The sequence below is a fragment of the Bacillus sp. JJ1474 genome, from assembly GCF_036965225.1.
Classification (GTDB): Bacteria; Bacillota; Bacilli; order Bacillales; family Cytobacillaceae; genus Cytobacillus.
The window spans coordinates 3,187-22,129 of record NZ_JBALPC010000096.1 but is presented as its reverse complement, the minus strand read 5'-3'; the positions used below and the strand labels follow the sequence as shown (position 1 = coordinate 22,129).

Sequence of the window (18,943 nt, the reverse complement as noted above, 5' to 3'; positions counted from 1 at the left end):
CCTTATGGACTATTATACAATAATTAGACCTTAACATTGTACAAATGAACATTGAATTAATTTTCAGATATTTTATTATATTCCATATAGAAAAACAACTGAATATTTCTATTTCGATAAAATATTCTAGCCGTTTAAGTGGGAGTGAATGAATATGAACAAGCTTTATGAGTTATTAGATCAGGCTTACGATGAAATGGTAGAAGTACGCCGATATTTACATCAATATCCAGAGCTTTCTTTCCAAGAGGAAAATACACCCAAATATATTGCTGAGTATCATGAAAAGTTAGGCCATGAGGTCCGCACAGGTGTTGGAGGACGTGGGGTTGTAGCCACAATGCGCGGTGGAAAGCCTGGCCAAACAGTTGCATTGCGTGCTGACTTTGACGCACTTCCGATTAAAGAAGAAAACGATGTGCCATATAAATCAAAAGTAGATGGAGTTATGCACGCTTGCGGACATGACAGCCACACAGCTACACTGCTTGTCTTGGCAAAAGTATTAAATATTATAAAGGAAGAGATTGAAGGAAATGTTGTCTTTATTCATCAGCATGCGGAAGAGGTTCTGCCTGGCGGAGCGATTGCGATGATAGAGGATGGCTGTTTAGATGGAGTCGATGTAATCTTTGGCCAGCATATTTGGGCAACTGCTCCTGTGGGAACAATTGAATATCGGCAAGGACCTATGATGGCAGCCGCTGACTTCTTCAAAGTGAAAATCCAAGGCCGTGGGGGACACGGTTCACAGCCGCATCGCACAAAAGATAGTGTTGTCATTGGCGCACAGCTTGTTGGCAATATTCAGCAGATTGTTTCTCGCAGAGTATCTCCACTTGATTCAGCGGTAATTTCCATTGGTTCATTTGAAGCAAAGAATGCTCCGAATGTCATTGCGGACTCTGCATCACTTGCTGGTACAGTGAGGACCTTTAATGAAAAGACGCGTGAGTTTATTGAAATTGAAATAGAACGCATTATTAAAGGAACATGTTTAGCTGCAGATGTAGAATATTCGTACGACTATCAAAAGGGCTATCCAGCAACCTGCAATCCGAAAGAGGAAATGGAGTTTGTTGTAGAACTCGCGAAACAAGTACCTGGTGTTAAAGCTGTTGTTGAAATTGAGCCGGAAATGGGCGGAGAGGATTTTGCTTATTATCTTCAAAAGGTTAAGGGAGCATTTTTCTTCACAGGCGGACAAAATCCTGATTGGGAAGAAACCTACCCACATCACCATCCTAAATTTGATATCGATGAAAAAGGAATGCTGATCGCAGCGAAAACTTTAGGAATAGCGACTTTAACCTATTTAGAAAATAATAAATAGTAGAAGGATACGTACCGGATTGTTTCTCAAGCACGACTAAACCCGGTACACATTCCATTTCAGTATAAAGACATTTTTTTTCGTAATTAATTGTTTGAATCTTTTGTAATATTGGTAAATTGATTTTAATGAAAGGGAGGGATTCTCATGTCCCAAATGTTAGCTTTAGTCATTGTTGTTTTCATATTATATATTGGAGATTTTATTTCTACTCGAACAAAAGCCTGGATCCCATCCGTATTTGTGAGTGCGGTTTTATTTCTTATCGGATATTGGACTTTTTTCCCGAAGGATATCGTACCTATTGCTGGTGTACCGCCAGTTGTTGCAACGATGGTGATTTATTTAATCATCACAAATATGGGGACGTTACTTTCAGTTAAAGAACTAATAAAGCAATGGAAGACGATCGTTATTGCGTTATCTGGTATTTTAGGAATTATTGCTGCGTTATTTGGAATTGGGACATTTATTTGGGACTGGAACACTGTTGTAGTTGCGATCCCGCCATTAGTAGGTGGAATCGTTTCTGCTGTTATTATGTCTGAAGGTGCAAAAGAATTAGGTCTTATGTCCTTATCTGTATTTGCCATCGTTATTTATGTCATGCAAGGTTTTGCAGGTTATCCATTAACTTCTATCGTATTAAAGAAGGAAGGAAAACGGCTTCTTAAGGAATATCGCAGTGGAAATTTATCAAAATTAGAAGCTGAACAGAGTGATTCTAGTGAAGAAGATGAACCGAAGCTATTTAAAAAGCTGCCTAAAGAGTACAACACAGATTATTTTAAATTCCTTCGTCTAGCTATTGTCGGTTTACTAGCTTATCTTGTATCAAAGTCATTTGCACCAATTTTCGAGATCAGTCCGTTTGTATTATGTTTAGTATTTGGCGTTATTGGAAGAAGTGTTGGTTTTCTGGAAAGACAAATTCTATTTAAAGCAAATGGCTTTGGAATAGGTATTATGATTTTAATGCTCTTTGTTTTTGACTCATTAAAAAATGCGACTCCAAGCATGTTGCTTGAAATTATCTATCCTTTAGTTGGAACTATTGTGTTAGGTGTAATCGGAATGTACATCTTTTCGTTCATTATCGGAAAGGTATTGAAGGTGAGTAAAGAAATGGCGTTTGCGGTTTCCTTGACAGCATTATATGGATTTCCAGCAGACTATATAATTACGAATGAAGTCATTAAATCATTAACAAAAGACAAAAAGGAACAAGAGGTTCTAACAAGTCATATGCTGCCGCCAATGCTTGTTGGAGGATTCATCACCGTTACAATGGTTTCCGTAGTATTAGCAGGTATTTTCGTAGGATTCTTGAAATAATTTTAACTTCATTCAACAGAAATTGAAAATATTGCGGGTTCGATTTATTTGGTAAAATGAAATGGCCAAGTAATATCGGCCCGCTTATCTTTCATTTTGTAAGTTCTAGTTTTGGAGGGATTCATATGTCAAAGTCTCAACAAAGAATTGAAAACCATATTAAAGAATTGCAAAAATTTACGGCAACTCCGGGAAAAGGGGTAACTCGCCTTACCTATAGTCAAGAGGATTTACTGGCAAGAAACTATATTAAAGAATCCATGGAGGAGTATGGTTTAGCAGTCCGTGAAGATGGTTTAGGCAATATTTTTGGAAGGCTTGAAGGAAGTATGAAGGATACGCCAAGTGTTATTGTCGGTTCTCACTTTGATTCAGTCCCTAACGGCGGTGCATACGATGGAGCTGCTGGAGTTGTCGCAGGTCTAGAAGTGGCTGCCCTTTTTCAAGAAAAGGGATTGAAGCCAAAATATCCATTAGAAGTTATTGCGATGATTGAAGAAGAGGGATCGAGATTCGGCGGAGGCCTCATGGGATCAAGAGGAATCATTGGCACACTGAACGAGGAAGATTTCAAAAAACTTAAGGATTCGGACGGAATTTCAACGGTTGAAGCGATGGAGGCAATCGGATTAGATTCATCCTTGGTCAAGGTAAGAGATCCGAAAACAATGAAGGCTTTCTTAGAATTACATATTGAGCAGGGCCCGATTCTAGAAGAAGCTAATATTCCAATTGGCGTTGTAGAAGCGATTGTGGGCTTGACTCAGCTTGAGGTAACGGTTGAGGGTCAAGCAGGCCATGCAGGTACAACTCCGATGGATCGCAGATCAGATGCGTTAGTGACAGCAGCAAGAATTATTGCACAATTACCTGATCTTGCCCAGAAAGAAGGGGAAGGGACGGTCATCACTACTGGCCGCTTACATGTCTATCCGAACGGTGCAAACGTTATTCCGGATAAAACAATTTTCACAATCGACATTCGTTCAGGAAAAGAAGAGAATGTTCAAAGTGTGCTGGAGAAGGTGCAGACATTAATTCAGTCCTATCAAGTAGATGGCATTCGGATCTCGGTAAAGCAGCAATTATATATTCAGCCAAAAGCACTTAGTGAAAATGTTCGTTCTCTTCTCAAGCAAAAGAGCGAAGAATTGGGAATTGCCTATTGTTCGATCAATAGCGGCGCCGGACATGATGCTATGGTCTTTTCGGATGTTACAGAGGTTGGCATGATCTTCGTACCAAGTAAAAACGGTTTAAGCCATTGTCCAGAGGAATGGTCTGATTCAGGTCATTTAGCTAATGGGGTGCATATTTTATTCGAGGCTGCGAAGAGTTTGACAGAGGCGGAATAGGAGAAAATAGGAATCCTCCAAAATGTAACTTTCGACATTTTGGGGGATTTTTATAGGAAAAAGCCAAGAGCGGTCACCAAACACTGTCAATGGTGCACGCTCCATCCAATATTTCCACCCAATGATAACCAATGTCCTCTAAGTCTAATTCTATCTGATATTTAGTCTTATGAAATATGAGTTTTCTATGAAGGAATATGTAGTTTTTCCATTTTTCGGTATAGAGTACGAACGCTTATCCCTAAATCTTCGGCTGCTTTTTGCTTGCCAATATAGCTAGTACCGTAATACTGAAGCTTCTGAATAATGACTTCCCGTTCGGCTTCAACTAGTGATGGTTCTTGTTCGTGCATTTCAATAGAAGTGCTTAAACATTTCTGAAAGAGGTAGGAGGGAAGAGATTGTTCGGTTAATACATTTTCTGTTTCCATATTCATACTATACTCAATGACATTCTCAAGCTCACGTAAATTTCCTGGCCAATGATAGGAAGAGAGTGATCTTAAGAATTCATCTGTATAGGAATAAATCGTCTTACCGGTACGATCCTGTAATTTTTTAATTATGCTTGAAACAAATAAAGGTAAATCCTCCATTCTTTCCTTTAATGAAGGAAGAGTAATGGGAATAACATTCAACCGATAAAAAAGATCCACTCGAAATAAATGATCATTCATTAGTTGAAATAATGATTGATTTGTAGCTGCTATTAGGCGAAAGTTAACCTTCCTTGAACGTGTTCCCCCTACCCGCTGAATCACGCCATCCTGTAAAACCTTTAATAGCTTCGGCTGCAAGGATAAAGGCAAATCTGCAATCTCATCTAAAAAAAGCGTTCCATTATCCGCCAATTCAAGATAACCTGGTTTTCCCTTTTTTCTTGCATTCGTAAATGCTCCCTCCTCATATCCGAATAATTCACTTTCAAATAAATTCTCTGGAATTGTTGCACAGTTTAATTCAACGAATGGTCCGTTTTGGACAGCACTTGTACTATGAATATATTGAGCTAGTAAGCTCTTTCCCGTACCTGTTTCTCCAGTAATTAATACGGAGGAGGAACTATTTTTTATGTTTCTAATAATTTTTTGAATTTGAAGGAAAGAAGGACTTTTTCCAAAAATATAGTTTGGCGCTGTTTTTGAACTTGCTTCCTCCACTTTCATTTCATTACTATCCCTCAATATGGAAACAATGATTTCTTTTAATTGTGATAGCCACTTTATGTAATAGTCTTGATTTTCTATTAAAATCCTTTCATTCCCATCAGAGAAGCTGACAAATGAAATATACCCATATTTTTTCCCATGGATGATCATGTCTTGGATTAGCTCTGCTTTAGAAGGGCAATTATTGATGAAATGACATCCTGTGCACATATTCATTTTTCCCGGCTGATGCAGAAAAGTAATGTGGTTGCCGTAAAGAGTTTTAAAGAATGGAGCGTATGCCTTTTCTCCCTTAATGTGAATATAGTTTTCTGTTGCGGCAATTAATTTTCCATCAGGATTAAAGCAGGCAATATCAAGGTGAAGGAGTTTAGAAAAAGCTTGGATAACTTTCGAAATAGAATTTAGCAGAATCATTTGTCTACTCTCCCTAAAAATTTCTATGTAAGACTCTTTTATTCTATTTATAAAATTCAGAATAGTCAATCGTATGAGGTGTCATGTGCCATTTTTGACACAACTTTTGTCATGCCTGTCAAAAAAGTCTGTCAATAAAACTGTCAAAAATTGCTGAAATATAGTTAAGTTCTTTCAAAATCATATTTATTTAATAAATGTGAAAATTGGCACAGTAATTGCAAGTAATAGATTGTAATAAAAAGGAGGGACTAAAAATGATTGACGTAAACAGCAAAGAAAATAGCAAAACATGGAGTGGATTAGATTACGAAAAATTATTAGGACTTAAAGATAAAGTGGTTGTCATTACAGGAGCTGCCTCTGGCATCGGCTTGGCAACTGCTGAATTGTTCGCAGAAGCAGGTGCAAAAGTAGCCATTATTGACATTAATGAAGAGAAAGGAACAGCCGTTGCGGGTTCAATGAATGACAGGGGGTGGAAGTCTGTATTTTTCAAATGTGATGTGACTTCATCTGCTGAATGTGAATCAGTTGCCAAACAGATTGAACAGGAGTTTGGGAGAATTGATGTTTTGTTTAATAACGCTGGTGTTATTAGAAGAAAAACGGTCGTTGATCATACAGAAGAGGATTGGGATATCGTTCTAAATGTTTCATTGAAAGGTGCCTTCTTATTATCAAAGTTTGTCATCCCAGTTATGGCGAATAATGGCGGTGGCAGTATTGTCAACACAGGTTCAGGCTGGGGGTTAAAAGGCGGAGATCTAGCGGCTTCCTATTGTGCTGCGAAAGCAGGCGTAGTCAATTTAACGAAAGCAATGGCCATTGATCATGGAAAACAAAATATTCGTGCCAATTGTATATGCCCTGGTGATACAGATACTCCATTACTTAGAGATGAAGCGAAGCAATTACAGCATGAGGAAGAGTCATTTCTTAAATCATCTGCTGTTGGGCGTCCTTTAGAAAGAATTGGCACGCCATCTGATATTGCCAAAGGTGTTCTGTTCTTAGCGAGTGATATGGCCTCTTGGGTAACAGGAACAGTGTTAACGGTTGACGGCGGAGGATTAGCTTAAAATTTTTATTAAAAGGAGAGAAACATGATGGGAAAGTATAACGCGGGAGCACATCCATATATTCCAAATACAGCTCCAGAAGTAAAAGAGGAAATGCTGAAAGAAATTGGTGTTCAAACGATTGAAGAGCTTTTTGATGGTATACCTGAAGAATTGCACTATAAAAAAGAGATGAATATCCCGGAACCATTATCAGAATATGAGTTAAAAAGATATATAGATGGGTTATTAAACAAAAATATCAATACAAAAGAATACTTAAACTTTTTAGGGGCAGGCTGCTGGAATCACTTTATTCCTTCTGTTTGTGACGAAATCAATTCACGCGCAGAATTCTTAACGGCATATGCTGGAGACCCTTATGAGGACCATGGCAGATATCAAGCGTTGTTTGAATATCAAAGCTTGATGGCCGAATTAGTAGATATGGATGTTGTCAATGTCCCAACATTTGACTGGGCTCAAGCTGCGGCAACCTCAATCCGGATGGCTGGCCGAATTACTGGCCGAACAGAGGTATTATTGCCGAAAACAATATCCCCGGACCGTTTGAAAGTTATTAAAAATTACTGTTCACCATTTATCGAGTGCATACTTGTAGACTATGAAGAAGATTCCGGTCAAATCAATTTGGCAGATCTTGAAGGAAAGCTATCTGCCAATACAGCAGCTGTTTATTTTGAAAACCCTTCCTACCTTGGTTTTATTGAAACTCAAGGTCAGAAGATTAGCAGTCTAGCAAAAAGCCATGGTGCAGTTACGGTCGTTGGGGTTGATCCAAGCTCCCTTGGCGTAATGGCTCCTCCAAGTCATTATGGCGCAGATATCGTTTGCGGCGATCTTCAGCCGCTTGGCATGCATATGAGTTATGGTGGCGGCCAATCAGGATTTATCGCCACTCATGATGATATTACTTTTGTACAGGAATATCCTTCGAGATTATTTGGGATTGCACCGACTGTAGTTGAAGGTGAATATGGTTTCGGAGATGTCTATTATGATAGAACTTCTTTTGCTCAAAGGGAGAACGGAAAGGAATCTGTTGGAACACAAACAGCTTTATGGGGGATTACAGCTGGTGTCTACTTATCATTGCTAGGGCCAACAGGAATGTATCAGTTAGGACAGTCCATCATGCAAAAATCGCAATATGCAATGGGACAGCTTGGAAACATACCTAGCGTAGTGGCATCCCGTTTTGAATCCACAAACTTTAAAGAATTCGTGGTTGATTTTAACCATACTGGTAAATCCGTGAAGGAAATTAATAAATATTTACTTGATAATGGAATCTTTGGCGGAAAAGACTTATCTGAGGATTTTCCTGAATTAGGCCAAAGCGCATTATTCTGTATTACGGAAATTCATTCGAAAAAGGATATTGATCAACTTGTTAGTACGATTCAGCAATGCTTAGATTCAGTCGAAAGCAAAGAGGAAGGGGAGAATGCACATGCAAAAAATTAATAGATCCCATAAAGTTAGAAATTTCCATCAGGCAAAGTGGGATGAGCCGATTATTTTTGAACTTCACAAAAGCGGGGAGCGAGGAGTTTCCCTTCCAGCAGTAGAAGATGAAATTATCAATAGTGTAGGAGATGGAATTTCTGCTATTCCATCTGAAATGGTTCGAAAAAGACAGCCTAATCTTCCTGAGATTTCCCAAAATCGTGTTTTGCGCCATTATTTGAGATTATCACAAGAAACACTGGGCGCGGCTTTTAACGTTGAGATTGGGCAAGGCACTTGTACGATGAAGTATTCTCCAAAAATAAACGAAACCTTTGCTTCATCACCAAAAATGTCTGAGCTTCACCCGTTACAGGATGTTAGTACAGTACAAGGAATTCTTGAAGTGACGTATAAATTAGATTTATGCATGCGAGAGATTTCGGGAATGGATTATTTCACATTCCAGCCAGGGAGCGGGACACAATCATTATTTACGATGGCTTCCATTGTACGCGCTTACCATGATGCGAACGGTGAAGGTGAACAACGGAATGAAATCATTACAACTAGTTTTTCACATCCTTCCGCTGCGGCAACAGCAGCAGTTAAAGGGTTTAAAATAATCACCTTACAGCCAGACGAAGAGGGTTTCCCTGATATCGAGGAGTTAAAATCGGTTGTTTCCGAAAGAACAGCTGGATTTGTCGTTGCCAATCCAGAAGATACTGGAATTTATAATTACCGTATTAAGGAGTTTACAAAAATTGTCCATGATGCTGGCGGAATTTGCTATTATGACCAGGCGAATGCCAACGGATTACTCGGCATTACTCGCGCCAAAGAGGCAGGCTTCGATATGTGCTTCTTTAACCTTCATAAGACATTCTCTACACCTCATGCTTGTGGAGGCCCTGCGACAGGAGCTCTCGGAGTATTAAACAAGCTAAAGGAATTTTTGCCAGGGCCAATTGTTGAAAAACAAGATGAAGAATATGTTTTGAATGACAACTTAAAACATAGTATCGGGAAAGTACGGTCATTCCAGGGCGTCCCGCAAACAGTTCTTCGAGCCTACGCTTGGATAAGAGCACTTGGTGCAGAAGGATTAAAGGATGTAGCCCAAATTGCTGTTTTAAACAATAACTATTTATATCACAAAATATTAAAAATCCGCGGTGCAAGTGCTCCTTATATTAATGGAAAAAGGCTGGAGCAAGTTCGTTATAGCTGGGAACAGCTAACGAAGGAAACAGGGGTAACTACAGATGATGTTTCTCGCCGCATGGCTGATTTTGCCCATCATTACTGGTCAAGCCATCATCCATTTGTCATACCTGAACCATTTACACTTGAGCCAACAGAGTCCTACTCTAAAGCAGATTTAGATGAATATATTGCTTCCTTAACACAAATTTCAGACGAAGCCTATACAAATCCAGAACACGTGAAAAATGCTCCACATAATAGCACCATTCATCGAGTGGATGAGCAAGACTTCTTTGAAAATCCAGAAAAATGGGCTATTACTTGGCGTTCTTATTTAAAAAAGGCTAAGAATACCGAGAAAATTAATTCCTAGTTTTGCACCTAAAGTTTAAATTGACCCATCAGTGAGGACAAGGCTCTTGACTGATGGGTACTCCTGTACAGTAAAAAATAAAAGAGGAAGTGTAGAGAAGATGAAAAAACATCATCAATTAGTACTCTGTCTACTTACAATATGCATCGTTATTTTTACAGCTGCATGTGGAAAAAGCTCTGCGGAAAATACGAATGCCTCGGGTGAAAAGGAGCTATTAGTAGGAACAGATGCTGTAACACCACCATTCGTTTATATGGATAAAGGAAAAATAGTTGGATATGATGTGGACCTAATTAGTGCAATCCTAGATGAAGCAGGATATAAATATAAGATTGATAATGTCGGCTGGGATCCTTTATTTGCATTAGTCGAAAACGGGGAAGTCGATATTGGCATAACATCTATTACGATCACGGATGATAGAAAACAAACATATGATTTTGCTGATCCTTATTTTGAATCCAAGCTGATGATTTTGGCTAAAGAGGGTACCGATATCAAAAATGCCATAGATTTAAAAGGCAGGAAGGTTGGCGTACAAAATGCAACGACTGGTCAAATTGCCCTTGAAAAAATAGTCGGTGAAAATAATTCAAATATATTAAAATATGAAACCCTTGGTGTAGCATTTATGGCACTAAAAAATGGCGATATCGAGGCAGTAATTACAGATAATACGGTGGCAAACGAATATGTAAAAAACAATCCAAATGACAAATTTGTCGCGATTCCAGATGATGAAAATTTCGAACCTGAATATTACGGAATATTATTTAAGAAAGGCAACAGTCTGTCTGGTGAAATAAACAAAGCGTTGAAAACGATTATTGATAATGGAACATACACTGAAATCTATGAAAAATGGTTTGGAGTATCTCCTGATTTAGAGGTAATTAAAGCGCTTTCGACTGAGAAATAGCAGTTAAGTTATGGGGGATTGGGCTGCGCTTTTAACAACCTCTTGAATTAGCACAGGGATGGAGTGGGTGATATGGATTTTCGTTTTGATATCATAATTGATTATTTGCCTTTTCTATTGAAAGGCTTAGCGTTAACGATTGGCCTTTCAATAGGAGGAATTCTTATAGGAAGTGTTTTAGGCTTTTTCATTGCTCTTGGAAAAATGTCTAAAATTAAATGGCTTCGATTACCTTTTATTTGGTATATTAATTTCTTCCGTGGAACGCCGCTATTAGTTCAACTTTTTCTCATACACTTTGGGTTCATGCCGCTATTCATGTCCCCGGCGAGCACCATTGCTTCTGCTATTGCTGCCTTATCGTTAAATTCTGCCGCTTATGTAGCAGAAATATTTCGAGCAGGCATTCAGTCAATTGATAAAGGGCAGGAGGAGGCTGCCCGTTCACTTGGAATGAGCCAATCACTTTCAATGAGGTTTATTATTTTTCCTCAGGCCTTTAAGCGAATGATTCCTCCTTTAGGAAATGAATTTATCGTATTGCTGAAAGATTCATCATTGGCTGCCATTATTGCTGCACCAGAACTTATGTATTGGGGAAGAGCCGCATCAGGGCAATATTTCCGTATTTGGGAACCGTATTTGACAGTTGCGTTTACGTATTTCCTGTTAACCCTCTCTGTAACGTATTTATTAAATAATGTTGAAAAGAGGCTGTCAAACACATGATTAAAGTGAAAAACTTAAAAAAGACCTTTGGAGAAAACGAAGTTCTAAAGGATATCAATATACAAATTAATGAAAGAGAGGTTGTCGTTGTTATCGGACCATCTGGTTCTGGAAAATCAACCTTCCTACGCTGTCTAAATAAATTGGAAGAGGCAACCTCTGGAACAATTTTAATTAATAATATGAATTTAACGGCACCGAAAGTAAATATAAACGAAATCCGGGCGGATGTAGGTATGGTTTTCCAGCAATTTAATTTATTTCCCCACAAAACCGTACTAGAAAATATTACAATCGCTCCAATAAAGGTCCGTAAAAAGGGGAAAAAAGAAGCAGAAGATAAGGCGTACCAATTGCTTGAAAAGGTTGGCCTCGTCAGTAAAGCAGATGCGTATCCAGATTCATTATCAGGCGGTCAAAAGCAAAGAATTGCGATTGCAAGAGCGCTTGCCATGGAGCCAAAAATAATGTTGTTCGATGAACCGACATCAGCACTAGATCCAGAAATGGTCGGGGAAGTTCTAGCTGTCATGAAGGAATTAGCCCTTGAAGGAATGACGATGGTCGTTGTAACACATGAAATGGGCTTTGCAAGAGAAGTCGGAGATCGGGTAGTATTCATGGATGAAGGATATATTATCGAGGAAGCTCCTCCAATTACTTTATTTACTGCACCTCAACATGAAAGAACATCAGCATTTTTGTCAAAAGTGTTATAGGTAGGTAGAGAGAAGGAAGTTGCTTCTTACATTCATTTTTTCTATTGGCAGCTTATCAATATTTTCGTATAAGTTTAGGGGATTTTTAAAAATAGGATCGGGCTGTCTTTTAGATAGCTTGTTTTTCACAATAAGGTACCCGTCCTTTTGGGCAGGTACCTTATTATTTGGGGAAAATGCTGATCAGCTCAACAGATAATCCGGGATTAAAATAGAAATGACGGATGTCAGCCTAGTCAATCGCGGCTAACTAGGCAGACTGTCTGATTATACGGTCAAAAATCTTATTCTAAATTGCCTTAATAAAACTAGTATGATGATTTCCATGATAAAGGTCGTGACGACGCTAAATCCGATAATAAGAAAGCCTTCGGAATCATTAACGTTCATAAAAAACGGAATGGATGCCAAAGAAGCAAAGGTTCCTATTACGTAAATGAGCATTCCTTTTTTCGCGCTTTTCGCAAACAGCATAAATCCTTCTTGCCCTGCCATTTCAATGAATCCAAGGAATGCATAGTAAACCATGAATAAATGAAGAATTCCATGTACGATTGAAATGAACATTAAGAATAGTGACAGGTTGGACAGACTGAATTCATCCATTGGAATCGGTGGTCCTTGAAAAATTGTCACTAAAGATAGCAATGCTAAACAGATTGAAAGTCCTCTTGCTTTTGAAAAATGCGAAGAGTAAGTAAGCAGCTGCTTTAAACTAGAAACGATAATAATATAGCCAATAAAATCAGGCAGAATATCGATTATTATTATATTAATATCAATTAGAACTAGGATTAGTCCCCAAAAGACCTTGTTGATGGAAGAAGGAATATTAGTCATTATTTTCCCCCTTAACAATCTCCCTTATTTCCTTTTCAGCTAGATAGGGTTGATACGAAAAAGGAAAATACTCAGAAAAGGTTTGTCCGTTCATCTCTTGCCCTTCCAAGGCTGCACGAATTTTATAGTAGTTAAAACGGCCAGAATCATTTTGCTGAAAAGAGAATTGATAATTTATCGACAGTAGTTCATCTTTTTTCATCATGATTGGAAATAAATCTTTAGAGAGTGATCTTCCATCATCTTGAAAAACACCAGGAACCTTTTGATTCAAGTGCTGCTGAACCTCGACTTGATTACTGTTCAGCTTTAAAGAAAGGGCGGATTTCAATTCTTCCGCATATGGAATTGCCAATCCGGTAATTTTGATATCTTGATCAGCCTTTAATATATGATAGCCCGTGTGATCGCTGGAGCTGCCAGAGATTTGAAATTGTAAAACACGATCATTCCACTTATATAATGTAATCTCCCCAATATCCATTGTCAGAATATCGCCATTTGACAGGTGAGCTTTGACTTGATTAAAGCTAAAGGAATTTTCATCGATGTTTGTTAAAAATCTTTCATTTACTTCAAGAGAAAATGTTTTTAATTCATAGTGCCGATATTTTTGACCATGTTGAGGTCCTTTCGAAAAAAATTCACCTTCCATTCCGGGAATCGTGACCCATTGGATGTCTAACTCATCGCTGCGATTCGCAATATAATGTAAATGGATGATGTATCCTTGGCTGGACGGAACATAATAATAATGCTTTAACATAATCGGCTTTTGAAGCTGGCTAGAGACAAAAAATGCATAATTTCCAACTAAACTAACAATGACCACAGCTATCCCAGCATAAAGCAAGGATCTATTCATTTTCATCGCGTTTTCCTTTCAAACATGACATTATATATTGTATATTCCATTTAATTTGAAGTTTTCCTTTTCTGAAAAAGATTTTGTTCATCGAAATGAACGTAATTACTTATGAAGGTGGTGAAATACATGTGCTTAATCCTATTTGCTTATAAAGTCCATCCTGAGTATAGGCTAATCGTTGCGGCAAACCGCGATGAATTTTATGCACGGCCAACAGCACCAGCACATTACTGGGGAGATTATCCATATATATTAGCTGGCAGGGATTTAGAAAAGATGGGCACCTGGATGGGAGTTACAACTTCCGGCAGATTTGCGGCACTAACGAATTATCGGGATCCGAATGAAATAGTGGGAGGCAAGCGATCACGAGGAGAATTGGTGGCTGGATTTTTGCAGGGTAGCGATACTCCCTTTGAATTTATGAAAAAAGCCGATGCGGACGCCAACAACTATCCAGGCTATAATCTATTAGCAGATGATGGTGAAAACTTATACTATTACTCAAATAATGAAAATGAAATAAAAAAGCTTTCCCCAGGGATTTATGGAGTTAGTAATCATTTATTAAATACGGAGTGGCCAAAGGTGAAGCGGGGCAAAGAGGGTTTAGCGGCAATAATGAGCGCAAAAAAGAAAAACCTTTCAACTGACCTATTTAATCTTCTGCAAAATGCAGATCAAGCTCCAGACGAAGTCCTCCCAAATACGGGTGTAGCGATTGAATGGGAAAGAATTCTTTCCCCATTATTTATCCAGAGTGAAGGATATGGGACAAGAAGCTCGACTTTATTATTCATGAGTGATGAGAAAATAGATTTTATTGAACGTGTTTATTCAGTAGACTCATTCAGCAGTAGTAGATTTGCAATAAAAATTACTTAAGAAGATGTTGAATTGTAAAAAAACTTTATCGTACTAAAGTTTTTATGTTGTATGTTCGCTTAAAAAAAGGTAAGATGAAAAATAAAAAGTTTATCAGCTATGGAGGGATTCACTATGAACAGTCAAATTAAAGTAGGTATTGTTGGGTATGGAAACCTTGGCCGTGGTGTGTTAGCTGCCATCAATCAATGCCCAGATATGGAACTGGTTAGTATTTTTACAAGAAGATCACCTGAAAGTATTCATGTTAAAGATGTGAAGGTATTACATATCTCCGAAGCTGAAAATTACAAAGATAAAATTGATGTGATGATTTTATGCGGCGGTTCGGCCACTGATCTGCCTGAACAAGGCCCACAGTTTGCTCAATGGTTTAATACGGTTGATAGCTATGACACCCACGCAAAAATCCCAGAATATTTCGATTCAGTTGATCAGGCTGCAAAAGAAAGCGGGAAAATAAGTATTATCTCTGTTGGGTGGGATCCTGGTCTGTTCTCTATTAATCGTTTAATGGCCGAAGCAATCTTACCTGCTGGTGAAAATTATACGTTCTGGGGAAAAGGTGTGAGCCAAGGGCATTCAGATGCTGTCCGCAGAGTTGAAGGTGTAAAAGGAGCCGTACAATATACTGTTCCAATTGAAGAGGCTGTTGAAAAAGTAAGAAGCGGGGAAAACCCTCAGCTCTCTACTGCTGAAAAACATTTAAGAGTTTGCTATGTAGTAGCAGAAGAAGGCTATGATCAAGCGAAAATAGAAGAGACAATTAAAACGATGCCAAATTATTTTGCGGATTATATTACAGAGGTGCACTTTATTTCTGAAGAAGAGCTGCAAGCTAACCACTCCAAGCTTCCACATGGAGGATTCGTGATCCGAGGCGGACAGACAGGGAAGAACAATAAACAAATCATTGAATTCTCACTGAATTTAGAAAGCAATCCGGAATTCACTTCTAGCGTGTTAGTGGCGTATGCACGCGCTGCTTACCGTTTAAATAAAGAAGGTCAAGCTGGAGCGAAATCTGTTTTTGAGGTAGCGCCAGTTTACTTGTCTCCAAAAACAGCAGAAGAATTAAGAAGAGATTTACTATAGAATGGGGCCGTCCCCCATTGACCCGATAAACAGATGTCATCATATTGGCATCTGTTTTATTTTTGCCAAAATTCTAACAAAATATATTGCATAAACAGAGTGTGGAGTGTAAAATTACACTAAGTATTTTGAGAGGATGTGTCAATTTTGGCTAGAAGGTTTGGGGCTATGATTTTATATTTCGGTATAATTCCTTGTGGACTATCATTTTTGCCGCTGGCAATATTGGGTAGTGGAGTCGAAAATATCATGAGTTCATCCCTTATTCCGCTAATAATAGGGGGCGTAGCCTGTGGGATTCTCGCTGCAAAGAAACTAAATCAGCCAGATAAATTAAAGGAAGCCCTGCCGCTCTATTTTATGCCACTCCTTTATACCGGAATTTTATGGGTAATATTTATGATCATTAGTAAGGGGTTTTACGGTGCGAATTTATGGTCTTATTTTGCCATTTCTCATATTGCATTCGCTCCGATATTTTTAATAGGGTCATTTATGGGGGTAGGCAGCCTTTTAATATGGGCACCTACAGCATATGAAATTTCATTTTTAATTGCTTTGATGATTACTTTGATGCTTAGAAAAGAACGCCTAGTTTTTAAACGGAAACAGTGGATAATGATTTTTGTGATCCTGGTCATTACCTTTGGAACGGGTGCTTCCATCCAATTACAACGCAGTAAGACAGTTTTGCCATCGTATGGGTTTGACTATGGGGGAGGCTACTCTAGTACTGATTTGACACCTTATTCTGTGACGAATCCTAATCATAAACTTCCTCAGCTTCAGGAAGAATCAACTTTTACGATAACGGAACGAAATCAGATGCCCATTTTAGATGGGGCTGAAGCGGCTTATCCTGTTTATTCAGCTTTTGCTAAAGAGACGTATAAAAATATTGAAAACCTTAATGCTGGTGAAGAAATCGTCACCTTTACAAACACGATTTATGCTTATGAAAGACTGCTTTCAGGTGAAATTGACATCTATTTTGGTGCGGAGCCATCGAAATCTCAGCTAGAAATGGCGAAGAGGGCAGGGAAAGAGCTAGTGATGACCCCAATTGGCAAGGAGGCATTTGTGTTCTTTGTTAATCCAGATAATAAGGTTCACAGCTTAAGTGTTTCTGAGATTCAAGGAATCTATTCCGAAAAAATAACGAATTGGTCTGATTTGAATGGGCGCAATGAAAGAATAATTGCCTTCCAGCGACCGGAAAACTCAGGAAGTCAAACCTTATTACAAAAAATAATGGGGGATACTCCCATTATGGAGCCGCTTAAAGAGGAGGTTCCCCGTGGAATGGGCGGAATTATGGAACAGGTCGCCGACTATCGAAATTATAAAAATGCGATTGGCTTCTCATTCCGCTTTTTTGCTACTGGCATGAACCCTAATCCTGATATTAAGCTGATCGCCATTGACGGAATAGAACCAAATCCGGAAAATATTTCGAGTGGCACATATCCTTTTACTGCGTCCCTTTACGCTATATCGATAAAGGATAATCCTAAATCAACTATTGTTCCCTTTTTAGAATGGATGCAGGGACCACAAGGGCAAGAAATTGTTGAACAAATTGGGTATATTAGGCTTCCGGAAAATTGAAGATAAAAAAAGATGCCCTTTTAATAGAATCGGCATCTTTTTTTATAAAGCTTTATTGCCCTTTTTTCATAAGCTGCAAATCTATATAAAGTTGGCATTTTAAATTAAAATCATCCAAATCAAGCCCAGTTAGCTCAGTAATCTGCTTAATTCTGTATTTCAGTGTATTAATATGGATATAAAGCTGATCGGATGTTTGTTTGAGCCGGCAATTATTAAATAAATACACTTCTAACGTGTTTACTAAATCCGTTTGGCTTTCCTGGTCTTTTCTTTGCAGGATCAGCAATTCTTCGTTTCTATAATTCATCTGATCGTTTTGTCTTGAGATCGTTTCAAGATAACGAAAAACTCCAAGCTTTTTATATTCGAAAATTTGCTGAGTTGATCTAAGAAATTTTGCTGCATTTATTACTTCAAGAGCATCTTTATAGCTCTGATTTATTTTTTGAATGGAAGTATAAGGGCGGCCAATACCTGCATAAATAGGCTGAGTTTTAAATTGACTTAATACAGTATTAGTTAATTCATTAGCGCTCTCGGACAATTGTTCAGAATGGTCGGAGTTGCTGCCCATTACGACAATAATCTTTAGCTGATCACAAAAAAGATGAGTTGGGTTTTTGAGAGCATTGGCGAATAACCGAACAGTCTCTGTCAGCTCATCAAAAATTACTTCGTCATTTTGCCCGATTGTAAAGACAACAATCACAGAGAAATTTGCAATAATGATATTTTTATTGGCTGCCTCCCACTTTATTTGATTTTCCGATTGGTAAGAATCTTGAATGAGTTTCTTAAAAAACAGATCCTTTTCTTCATCTTTCTTTCGCTTTTCCTGCATTTTTTTGTAAAGGAGCTTGCCAATATGTAAAGACACATTGGATAGAAATTGGAGCTCATGATCAGTAAGCAAGTCATTAACTTCCTGAATCCAAATAAACCCAAGAATTTTATTTTTATGTTTCAAGCTTAAAACGACACGCTGATTTAAGCCAATATCTTTAATTTCCTTGACACGGAATGGTTTTGTTTCCGTTTTCAGCTTTTCCACAATACCTTCATCCATGAATTTTTCTAGAATCGAAATGGGCCAACGCTTGGAAAAGATGGTTTGCTGGTTGGCATTATCAAATTGTTCGATATAAAAAGAGCTGTAGGCTAGTAAAGAAAATTGCTCATTCTCGATCACAACAGGCTTTTTCAAATAGGAACTAATTAAATCTGTAATTTCATCAATATCTGTTAATGTGAATATTTTATCGATTGGCTGATTCATACGGCTGCTCCTTTCCAAAAAATTTACTGCGTATCTATTCAAGTATTAATTAGTATGTAAAATTAAAAACCCTAGATTCTATCATACTTTCAATAGTTTTATCTGTATAGCCCTTCTTAGGTTATTTCAGAAAACAAAGTTAGTGTTAAAAAAGTGTATTAAGCTATGTTGCGTTTCTGAGGTTTGAATTGAAAAACGCTGATAAAAAGGGCTTCAAGGTAAGGGGGCTAGTTCTAGACAAATACTAACATAGAAGGATTCAATGTAAGGGTTTTG

Annotated in this window: 16 protein-coding genes; 12 read left to right on the top strand and 4 right to left on the bottom strand. The window is 38.1% G+C overall.

Annotated elements, in window-relative coordinates; genetic code table 11:
* Positions 1 to 154: 154 nt before the first annotated feature.
* The 3 genes from V7164_RS13800 to V7164_RS13790 all read left to right on the top strand — a co-directional run bounded on the left by V7164_RS13800 (position 155) and on the right by V7164_RS13790 (position 4,023).
* On the top strand, positions 155 to 1,333 hold the full coding sequence (locus tag V7164_RS13800) for a M20 family metallopeptidase (protein ID WP_335354367.1): 1,179 nt from the start codon (positions 155 to 157) through the stop codon (positions 1,331 to 1,333).
* Between the two features lie 147 nt (positions 1,334 to 1,480).
* On the top strand, positions 1,481 to 2,668 hold the full coding sequence (locus V7164_RS13795) for a hypothetical protein (protein WP_335354366.1): 1,188 nt from the start codon (positions 1,481 to 1,483) through the stop codon (positions 2,666 to 2,668).
* Between the two features lie 125 nt (positions 2,669 to 2,793).
* Positions 2,794 to 4,023: a Zn-dependent hydrolase gene (locus tag V7164_RS13790; RefSeq protein WP_335354365.1), complete on the top strand. Its 1,230-nt coding sequence runs from the start codon at positions 2,794 to 2,796 to the stop codon at positions 4,021 to 4,023.
* Between the two features lie 185 nt (positions 4,024 to 4,208).
* Here the strand turns inward: V7164_RS13790 and V7164_RS13785 are convergent, their stop codons facing one another.
* Complete coding sequence (locus V7164_RS13785) at positions 4,209 to 5,609, bottom strand: sigma-54 interaction domain-containing protein (RefSeq protein WP_335354364.1); 1,401 nt, start codon at positions 5,607 to 5,609, stop codon at positions 4,209 to 4,211.
* A gap of 257 nt (positions 5,610 to 5,866) precedes the next feature.
* On the opposite strand from V7164_RS13785, the gene V7164_RS13780 reads away from it, so the two are divergent.
* From V7164_RS13780 to V7164_RS13755, 6 genes are all read left to right on the top strand, one after another.
* Positions 5,867 to 6,691 (top strand): SDR family NAD(P)-dependent oxidoreductase, encoded by an 825-nt coding sequence (locus V7164_RS13780; RefSeq protein WP_335354363.1) that lies wholly within the window; start codon positions 5,867 to 5,869, stop codon positions 6,689 to 6,691.
* Positions 6,692 to 6,718: 27 nt separating this feature from the next.
* Positions 6,719 to 8,158: an aminomethyl-transferring glycine dehydrogenase subunit GcvPA gene (gcvPA, locus tag V7164_RS13775; protein WP_438824718.1), complete on the top strand. Its 1,440-nt coding sequence runs from the start codon at positions 6,719 to 6,721 to the stop codon at positions 8,156 to 8,158.
* Complete coding sequence (gene gcvPB / locus V7164_RS13770) at positions 8,145 to 9,722, top strand: aminomethyl-transferring glycine dehydrogenase subunit GcvPB (protein ID WP_335354361.1); 1,578 nt, start codon at positions 8,145 to 8,147, stop codon at positions 9,720 to 9,722. Before gcvPA ends, gcvPB begins: the two co-directional genes overlap by 14 nt.
* A 100-nt stretch (positions 9,723 to 9,822) precedes the next feature.
* Positions 9,823 to 10,644: a basic amino acid ABC transporter substrate-binding protein gene (locus V7164_RS13765; RefSeq protein WP_335354360.1), complete on the top strand. Its 822-nt coding sequence runs from the start codon at positions 9,823 to 9,825 to the stop codon at positions 10,642 to 10,644.
* Between the two features lie 72 nt (positions 10,645 to 10,716).
* Positions 10,717 to 11,373 carry an amino acid ABC transporter permease gene (locus V7164_RS13760; protein WP_335354359.1) on the top strand — a complete coding sequence of 219 codons (657 nt, stop codon included), beginning with the start codon at positions 10,717 to 10,719 and terminating at the stop codon, positions 11,371 to 11,373.
* Positions 11,370 to 12,092: an amino acid ABC transporter ATP-binding protein gene (locus V7164_RS13755; RefSeq protein ID WP_335354358.1), complete on the top strand. Its 723-nt coding sequence runs from the start codon at positions 11,370 to 11,372 to the stop codon at positions 12,090 to 12,092. The genes V7164_RS13760 and V7164_RS13755 overlap by 4 nt, the downstream gene beginning before the upstream one ends.
* A gap of 267 nt (positions 12,093 to 12,359) precedes the next feature.
* Here V7164_RS13755 and V7164_RS13750 read toward each other — a convergent pair whose 3' ends face one another.
* Positions 12,360 to 12,932, bottom strand: a complete 573-nt coding sequence (locus tag V7164_RS13750) for a hypothetical protein (protein ID WP_335354357.1) — start codon at positions 12,930 to 12,932, stop codon at positions 12,360 to 12,362.
* The gene (locus tag V7164_RS13745) at positions 12,925 to 13,803 is read right to left on the bottom strand and encodes a hypothetical protein (protein WP_335354356.1); all 879 of its coding nucleotides are present in this window, start codon (positions 13,801 to 13,803) and stop codon (positions 12,925 to 12,927) included. The genes V7164_RS13750 and V7164_RS13745 overlap by 8 nt, the downstream gene beginning before the upstream one ends.
* Positions 13,804 to 13,926: 123 nt before the next feature.
* Here V7164_RS13745 and V7164_RS13740 point away from each other — a divergent pair, with 123 nt between their 5' ends.
* From V7164_RS13740 to V7164_RS13730, 3 genes are all read left to right on the top strand, one after another.
* Positions 13,927 to 14,685 (top strand): NRDE family protein, encoded by a 759-nt coding sequence (locus tag V7164_RS13740; RefSeq protein ID WP_335354355.1) that lies wholly within the window; start codon positions 13,927 to 13,929, stop codon positions 14,683 to 14,685.
* A gap of 114 nt (positions 14,686 to 14,799) precedes the next feature.
* Entirely contained in the window at positions 14,800 to 15,780 is a 981-nt protein-coding gene (locus V7164_RS13735; protein WP_335354354.1) for a diaminopimelate dehydrogenase, read from the top strand.
* A 147-nt stretch (positions 15,781 to 15,927) separates the two neighbouring features.
* The gene (locus V7164_RS13730; protein ID WP_335354353.1) at positions 15,928 to 17,388 is read left to right on the top strand and encodes a PstS family phosphate ABC transporter substrate-binding protein; all 1,461 of its coding nucleotides are present in this window, start codon (positions 15,928 to 15,930) and stop codon (positions 17,386 to 17,388) included.
* A gap of 52 nt (positions 17,389 to 17,440) precedes the next feature.
* Here V7164_RS13730 and V7164_RS13725 read toward each other — a convergent pair whose 3' ends face one another.
* Entirely contained in the window at positions 17,441 to 18,667 is a 1,227-nt protein-coding gene (locus V7164_RS13725) for a PucR family transcriptional regulator (protein WP_335354352.1), read from the bottom strand.
* Between the last annotated feature and the right edge of the window lie 276 nt (positions 18,668 to 18,943).

What these genes read in the sequence shown, in the direction of transcription:
- V7164_RS13800 (WP_335354367.1), top strand. Translation starts at nt 155, where the DNA reads ATGAACAAGCTTTATGAGTTATTAGATCAGGCTTACGATGAAATGGTA.
- V7164_RS13795 (WP_335354366.1), top strand. Translation starts at nt 1,481, where the DNA reads ATGTCCCAAATGTTAGCTTTAGTCATTGTTGTTTTCATATTATATATT.
- V7164_RS13790 (WP_335354365.1), top strand. Translation starts at nt 2,794, where the DNA reads ATGTCAAAGTCTCAACAAAGAATTGAAAACCATATTAAAGAATTGCAA.
- V7164_RS13785 (WP_335354364.1), bottom strand. Translation starts at nt 5,609, where the DNA reads ATGATTCTGCTAAATTCTATTTCGAAAGTTATCCAAGCTTTTTCTAAA.
- V7164_RS13780 (WP_335354363.1), top strand. Translation starts at nt 5,867, where the DNA reads ATGATTGACGTAAACAGCAAAGAAAATAGCAAAACATGGAGTGGATTA.
- gcvPA (WP_438824718.1), top strand. Translation starts at nt 6,719, where the DNA reads ATGGGAAAGTATAACGCGGGAGCACATCCATATATTCCAAATACAGCT.
- gcvPB (WP_335354361.1), top strand. Translation starts at nt 8,145, where the DNA reads ATGCAAAAAATTAATAGATCCCATAAAGTTAGAAATTTCCATCAGGCA.
- V7164_RS13765 (WP_335354360.1), top strand. Translation starts at nt 9,823, where the DNA reads ATGAAAAAACATCATCAATTAGTACTCTGTCTACTTACAATATGCATC.
- V7164_RS13760 (WP_335354359.1), top strand. Translation starts at nt 10,717, where the DNA reads ATGGATTTTCGTTTTGATATCATAATTGATTATTTGCCTTTTCTATTG.
- V7164_RS13755 (WP_335354358.1), top strand. Translation starts at nt 11,370, where the DNA reads ATGATTAAAGTGAAAAACTTAAAAAAGACCTTTGGAGAAAACGAAGTT.
- V7164_RS13750 (WP_335354357.1), bottom strand. Translation starts at nt 12,932, where the DNA reads ATGACTAATATTCCTTCTTCCATCAACAAGGTCTTTTGGGGACTAATC.
- V7164_RS13745 (WP_335354356.1), bottom strand. Translation starts at nt 13,803, where the DNA reads ATGAAAATGAATAGATCCTTGCTTTATGCTGGGATAGCTGTGGTCATT.
- V7164_RS13740 (WP_335354355.1), top strand. Translation starts at nt 13,927, where the DNA reads ATGTGCTTAATCCTATTTGCTTATAAAGTCCATCCTGAGTATAGGCTA.
- V7164_RS13735 (WP_335354354.1), top strand. Translation starts at nt 14,800, where the DNA reads ATGAACAGTCAAATTAAAGTAGGTATTGTTGGGTATGGAAACCTTGGC.
- V7164_RS13725 (WP_335354352.1), bottom strand. Translation starts at nt 18,667, where the DNA reads ATGAATCAGCCAATCGATAAAATATTCACATTAACAGATATTGATGAA.